A 6,122-nucleotide genomic window follows, 5' to 3' on the forward strand; every position below is an offset into this window, starting at 1 on the left:
CCTCCCGCTTGAACCGTGACCGTTCAACGCTAAGCTTCGGCCGACGATCGCGCTGTATCGGTCGGGTAAAAACGAGGAGGGATAGGACATGCAGGTATGGCCGCTGTTTGGTATTCTCGCGGCTGTCATGTTCGGCAGCTCCGCCCTCGCTCAATCGAACGAGCTTGTGACCGAAGAGGCCATGGTCAAGGCGAGTGATCCCGGCATCGAGATCTACGTCCGCAACAAGCGGCCTGCCAACATGACGACCTTCAGGCCCGAGCAAACGATCATCTATGTCCATGGGGCCACCTATCCTTCCGAGACGGCCTTCGATCTCAAGCTCGATGGTCTGTCCTGGATGGAGTACATCGCATCGCGCGGCTATGACGTCTGGCTGCTGGATCTTCGCGGCTACGGTAGATCGACGCGTCCTGCGGAGATGGCGGACAAGCCTGAAGGCAACTCGCCGATCGTGACGGGAGAGACCGCGGTCAAGGACATCGGTTCGGTGGTGGATTACGTCTTGCAGCGTCGCAACATTGCGCGCGTCAACCTGTTGGGCTGGTCGTGGGGCACCACGCTGATGGCCACCTATACGACCCAAAATGCCTCGAAGGTCGAACGCCTGGTGCTGTATGCGCCTGCTTGGATACGGCAAACCCCCTCGCTGGTGCAGGCGGCCTCGGGCAAGCTCGGCGCCTACCGCACGGTGACACGAGATCAGGCCAAGGAGAGGTGGTACACGGGCGTTCCCGAAGACAAGAAGGCCGACCTCATTCCGGCAGGGTGGTTCGAGGCATGGGCGGACGCGACCTTCGCCACCGATCCAGTCGGCGCCGCGATGACGCCTCCGGTCCTGCGTGCGCCGAACGGCGTCGTTCAGGATGGCCAGCAATATTCTGGCGCGGGCAAACCTTACTATGATCCTGCGAAGATCACCGTGCCGACGCTATTGGTCCATGCTGAATGGGACAAGGACACGCCGCCCTATATGGCGCAAACATTGTTTCCGCTGCTGGTGAACTCGCCCGGCAAGCGATACGTCCAGCTTGCCGAGGGAACGCACACCATCATCATGGAAAAGAACCGCCTCAAATTGTTCGAGGCCGTTCAGGCTTTTTTCGATGAAGGCCGCAAGGATTAGGCCTCGGCTTCCAACGTCGAATTGAGAGGACGGCGGTCGGGTCCCGATCACCCGGCAGTTCAACATGCGGCCGGCATGGTGCCATCATGCTCCTGTTTTGCCCGACGGAGCAAGTTGATTTCGGAAAAATCGCAGAGGAAGGGTCCGGCCGAGGCCGGCTACTGTGCATGGGGTTGTTTTCGACATTTCAACGGAGCGGGAGCAAGACGCCCCGCTTCGCCATCATGGGGCCTGGCTGCGCCACGCAAAGCCTCTTGGCGAAGGCTGGTGGGCGCACAAGGGATCGAACCTTGGACCTCTCCCGTGTGAAGGGAACGCTCTCCCGCTGAGCTATGCGCCCGGGACCATCATGCAGACGGCCGGACTTTTCGGCCGGCCGGCGCATCGGAGCCCGCGATTTAGAAGTGCGGGCTATCAGTGTCAAGTTTTCAGGCGGCCCCGGGGACGGAAAACCTTCCAATGGTGCCACAATTCGGCGGCGAGGTGGGATTTTGGGCCGCTTACGCGCCCTGCTGACGGGCGCGGGAGGCATGGGCCTGGAGCGCACGGATGCGCTCGGCCAGCGTTCCACCGCCCTCGGGCAGCGGGCTTGCCGCGCCATTGGTGGCGACGCCATTGGCCGGGCGCGGCGCAGGCTTCGGCGGCTGGCCGGCTTCGGCGGCCAGCAGCGCCTCGATCGGCGAGTTCGGGCCCTCGAGCTGCATCGCGAGTTTTGCCACCTCGGCGGCGATGTCGTTGATACGCTCGCGCAGAAGCGCGTTCTCCATGCGCTCGGTCGCCCAGGAGCTCTCGGCCTGCTGCTGGATCGCATTGACGTCGCGCTGCAGTTTCGCGCGCTCGTCGCGGGCGGTGCGCAGCTGCTCTTCCAGCGCGGCCTTCTCGGCGCGCAGCGTCTCCATCGCGGCCGACGATTTGCCGCCGCTCAGTGCGGCGATCTCGACCCGCAGCTCCTTGATGGTGCGCTCGGCGCCCTCGTTGGTCTGGCGCAGCTGGTTGTTCTCGTATTCGCGCTCGGCCAGCAGCTTGCCCTGCGTGGCGAGGCGGCCTTCGAGGTCGGCAACGCGGCCCGAGAGCATCTCGGCTTCCTTGACCTGCACGATCAGCTGGCGATCGAGCTCGGTGACGCGCTGGCTCAGATTCTCGACACGGCCGCGGGCCTCGCCAAGCTCGCGCGAGACGGTTTCGGATTCGCTGCGCTCCTGCGCCAGGCGCGCCTGCGTCGCGGCAAATTCCTTCTCGGCATCGCCGACGCGGTTCTTCAATTCCTCGATCTGCGCGCGCACCGCGACCAGCTCGACCTGGCGGGTTTCCGCCATCATCGAGCGGTCCGACAGTTCGGAGTTGATCTTGGCGAGCTCGCCCTGCTTGTTGCTCAGCGCGATCTCGGCCTCGCGCAGCGCTTCGGTCTTGGCGTTGAATTCCTCCTCGGTCGCGCGCAGCTGCTCCTTCACCGCCTTCTCGCGCGCCTCGAGCGCGAAGATCGTGGCGTTCTTCTCGCCGAGCTCGATCTTCATGCGATTGATGGCGTCGGTCTTCTTGCCGAGCTCGGCGAGCTGGCTGGTGGTCTTGTTCTTGAGCTGCTCGACGCTCATCTCGAGCCGCCGCGCCGACATGGCGAACTCGGCGCGGAGCTGGTCCTTGTCGGCCTGGATCTCCGCCATCGACAGCGGCGTTGCGGCCTCGAGCCGGCGCGTGGTCAGGCGCACCGCGCGGTTATGCACCAGCGGCACGATGGCGAGCCCGCACAGCATCGACAGCAGGAAACCGATCGCCAGGTACATGATCGGTTCGACCATGGGTCAGAGCTCCAACAGACAAGGGAAAATTTACCAAGGACAATGCATGGCGGGCCGGCAAAAAGCCAGCCCTGCCCTGTTGTTAACGTGAATCCGGAAGCTGGATCGGGGGAAAGAACCCTAGAACGGGTTCCAGGTCGCCCGCGGCGTGTATTTGAGGTAGCCGATATTGGCGCCGAGGCGCAAGCCGAGGCCCGAGCGGATCGGCACCAGCACGATGTTGTTGGCGGTGAGCGCCGTCATGCCGAAGCCGCCGATGATATAGGCCGAGCCGTCGATGCCGGCGAAGCGCTGGTAGATCGCGTTGGTGGCGGGCAGGTTATAGACCAGCGTCATGGTGCGCGCGCCGTCGCCGCCCCAGTCGAAGCCGAGCGAGGGGCCCTGCCAGTAGACGCGCAAATCGCCGGCGTTCTTGGTGTAGAGCGTGCCTTCGCCGTAGCGCAGCCCAGCGACGAAGGCGCCGGAGCCTTCTTCGCCGAGGATGTAGCCGTTCGGCAGGCCCCATTGACTGACCGCCTTCTCGATGATCGAGGCGAGCCCGCGCGAGACATTGCCGAAGAAGCGATGGCCGGCGGTGACGAGCTCGTCCGGTCCATAGGTATTGGGAGTCGGGGTCCGCTGCGGTGGTGGCAGGTCCGGTGGCGGCGCGGCCGTCTGGGCGGAAGCCGGCACGGTCCAGCCCGCCAGCGCGATGAGCGCCACTGCGGCAAGGCGTGATGCGAAAGTCATAAAAGAACCCCTGATATCGATCCCGGTCCGCTTCCCTTAACCTGATGCTATTAGGCACGGCTCTAGGTTGGTCCGGATGACCCCTCGACTCGAATGTTATCCGCAGCAACTATGACGGCACAACGGCAGGAAGATAGCCCTTTGCGCCCCGGAACTGCCTTGATCGGCCGTCTGGTCTGCCTGCTGGCGTGCATTTGGCTCGGCCTGTCCTGGTTACCTGCACAGGCTGCCACCACCGAGCGGATCGTCGTCAATCGCTTCTCCGGCGTCGCCATCGAGGGCTTCGACCCCGTGGCCTATTTCGTTGACGGCGGAGCCGAGCAGGGGACGGCGCAGTTCGAGGCCAATCTCTGGGGCGCGGTCTGGCGCTTCCGCAACGACGGCAACCGGGCGGAGTTCCTGTCCCATCCCGAGGTCTATGGCCCGCAATTCGGCGGCTATGATCCCGTCGACATCGCCCGCGGCGTCACGATCGCCGGCAATCCCCGCTTCTTCGTGATCGCGGCGCAGCGGCTTTATCTGTTCAGCCGGGAAGACAATCGGGACGCCTTCACCGCCGACCCCGAACGATTCCTGTATGAAGTCGGCAAGCGCTGGCCGGCGCTGCAGGACAAGCTCAGTCAGTAGGTCGTTACCGCTTCGGCATCGCCCCAGGCGACGAACTCGGGGATGATGAAGCCGGTGTCGCCGCGCTCGCCGAACCGGAGCTCGCCGCCTTTGCCGTCGGTCACCTTGCCGCCGGCGGCTGTTACCACCGCGCAGCCCGCCCCGACGTCCCATTCGCAGGTCGGCCCGAAGCGGGGGTAGATGTCGGCACTGCCCTCCGCGATCCGGCCGAACTTGACGGCCGAGCCGCAGGTCTTTCTGACGGCGTTGGGCCTGCTATCGATGAGAGCTTCGCTCTTGGGGTCGCCATGCGAACGGCTCACCGCCGCGATCCAGGGCTCGCCAGGCCCGGGCAGCTTGCGGGTCCGAATCGGCTGGGCGGCGCCGATGGTGGTGCCGTCGAACCTCACGCGCTCGGCGCCGCGCCCCACGATGCCGCGCCAGAGCACCCCGAGCGCGGGCGCGCTGACGATGCCGAGCAGCGGCACGCCCTCGGTGACCAGAGCGAGGTTGACGGTGAACTCGTCGCGGCCGGCGACGAATTCCTTGGTGCCGTCGAGCGGATCGATCAGGAAGAAGCTGCCGCGAAACGGCGGCGAGGCGAGATGGGTCCGCTCCTCCGACAGCGTCGGCACGTCGTTCGCAAGCCGGGCGAGGCCCTCGGCAATGATTCGGTCGGCGGCGAGGTCGGCCTCGGTGACAGGCGAGCCGTCCTGCTTGCCATCGACCCGCATCGCGGAGCGGTTGACGGCGAGGATCGCCTCGCCGGCCTGCACCACCAGCGCGGTCAGGGGCTCCATCAGCCTACAAGCGGCCTCGCCGTCGATGATCCTCACCCGCATGCCTCATTCATCGGCAGGTTTGCCTCTGTTCACGTGATTCGCCCCCGCGTCCCCTTATGGCCGCTTCGAACCTATCGCAAGCTTCCTGCCACGGGCTGGCGAATGATAGAACCCGCAGCGACAGTCCAGGCCATGCGTGATTCGCCGCGTCCGCGCCGTGCAATTCCAGGAACCCTCTATGTCTGACGCTCCGTCTTCGGCTACCGCTTCTGCTCCCGATATGCTCGAACTCGCGGCCCTTTTGTGCTCGCGGGTCTGCCACGATCTCATCAGCCCGGTCGGGGCCATCGTCAATGGGCTTGAGGTGCTCGATGACGATCCCAAGCCCGAGGACCGCGAATTCGCGCTCGACCTGATCCGCAAGAGTGCCAAGACCGCCTCCGCCCGCCTGCAATTCTGCCGTCTCGCCTTCGGCGCGGCCGGCTCCTCCGGCGCGCAGATCGACCTCGGCGATGCCCAGACCATGGCAAAGGGCCACATCGAGGACGGCAAGTGCACGATCACCTGGAATCTGCCGCGGCTGCTGCTGCCGAAGAACCGCGTCAAGCTGCTGCTGAATATGCTGGTCGTGTCCCAGCACACGATCCCGCGCGGCGGCTTGCTGACGGTCGATCCGATCGGCGAGGGCGAGGCGATGAGCTTCCGCATCACCGCGACCGGGCACAACGCGCGCCTGCCGCAGAACATCTCCGAGCTCTTGAGCGGCGAGCGCGGCCCGGCCGCCGACGCTCATGCGATCCAGCCTTATTACACGCGGCTGTTGGCGCAGGCCTGCGGGCTCGCGGTGACGCTCAAGCTTGAGGGCGAAGCCGTCATCGTTACCGCTTCGTAAACGCGCGCTGCGCCCTTAGTTAACCGATCCTTTACGAGGCGCTTCGGCTTGTCCGGAGCGCCTTATCTCTTTGTTGGTTCCGTTCTTTTGCACATACTCAACCAATATTAAACGCTTTGCGGTGAAGCTGGCCTCATTCCGATCTGGCGCATCACGTCTCGTGCGCGCCCTCCCTGTATGAAGGCCTGTTT

Annotated in this window: 6 protein-coding genes and 1 tRNA gene; 3 read left to right on the forward strand and 4 right to left on the reverse strand. The window is 64.9% G+C overall.

Annotated features, from left to right (window positions below):
* The first annotated feature begins 88 nt into the window (after nt 1-88).
* On the forward strand, nt 89-1,126 hold the full coding sequence (locus XH80_RS09920) for an alpha/beta hydrolase (RefSeq protein ID WP_271598436.1): 1,038 nt from the start codon (nt 89-91) through the stop codon (nt 1,124-1,126).
* 265 nt (nt 1,127-1,391) lie between these two features.
* Here XH80_RS09920 and XH80_RS09925 read toward each other — a convergent pair.
* The 3 genes from XH80_RS09925 to XH80_RS09935 form a co-directional block, all read right to left on the reverse strand.
* A tRNA-Val gene (locus XH80_RS09925) sits at nt 1,392-1,466 on the reverse strand.
* Nucleotides 1,467-1,626: 160 nt separating this feature from the next.
* Nucleotides 1,627-2,922 (reverse strand): hypothetical protein, encoded by a 1,296-nt coding sequence (locus XH80_RS09930; RefSeq protein WP_271598437.1) that lies wholly within the window; start codon nt 2,920-2,922, stop codon nt 1,627-1,629.
* A 120-nt stretch (nt 2,923-3,042) separates the two neighbouring features.
* Nucleotides 3,043-3,651 (reverse strand): DUF1134 domain-containing protein, encoded by a 609-nt coding sequence (locus XH80_RS09935; protein ID WP_220006211.1) that lies wholly within the window; start codon nt 3,649-3,651, stop codon nt 3,043-3,045.
* 141 nt (nt 3,652-3,792) lie between these two features.
* Here XH80_RS09935 and XH80_RS09940 point away from each other — a divergent pair, with 141 nt between their 5' ends.
* A complete protein-coding gene (locus tag XH80_RS09940) occupies nt 3,793-4,278 on the forward strand; it encodes a YHS domain-containing (seleno)protein (RefSeq protein ID WP_271598438.1) in 486 nt (161 codons plus the stop codon).
* Here XH80_RS09940 and XH80_RS09945 read toward each other — a convergent pair.
* Complete coding sequence (locus tag XH80_RS09945; RefSeq protein ID WP_271598439.1) at nt 4,272-5,099, reverse strand: 3'(2'),5'-bisphosphate nucleotidase CysQ family protein; 828 nt, start codon at nt 5,097-5,099, stop codon at nt 4,272-4,274. The two genes, XH80_RS09940 and XH80_RS09945, sit on opposite strands and share 7 nt — an antisense overlap.
* A 178-nt stretch (nt 5,100-5,277) precedes the next feature.
* Between XH80_RS09945 and chpT the strand changes: the two genes are divergently transcribed.
* Complete coding sequence (chpT, locus tag XH80_RS09950) at nt 5,278-5,931, forward strand: histidine phosphotransferase ChpT (protein WP_271598440.1); 654 nt, start codon at nt 5,278-5,280, stop codon at nt 5,929-5,931.
* Nucleotides 5,932-6,122 lie beyond the last annotated feature (191 nt).

This window comes from Bradyrhizobium sp. CCBAU 45384 (assembly GCF_028128665.1).
Classification (GTDB): Bacteria; Pseudomonadota; Alphaproteobacteria; order Rhizobiales; family Xanthobacteraceae; genus Bradyrhizobium; species Bradyrhizobium manausense.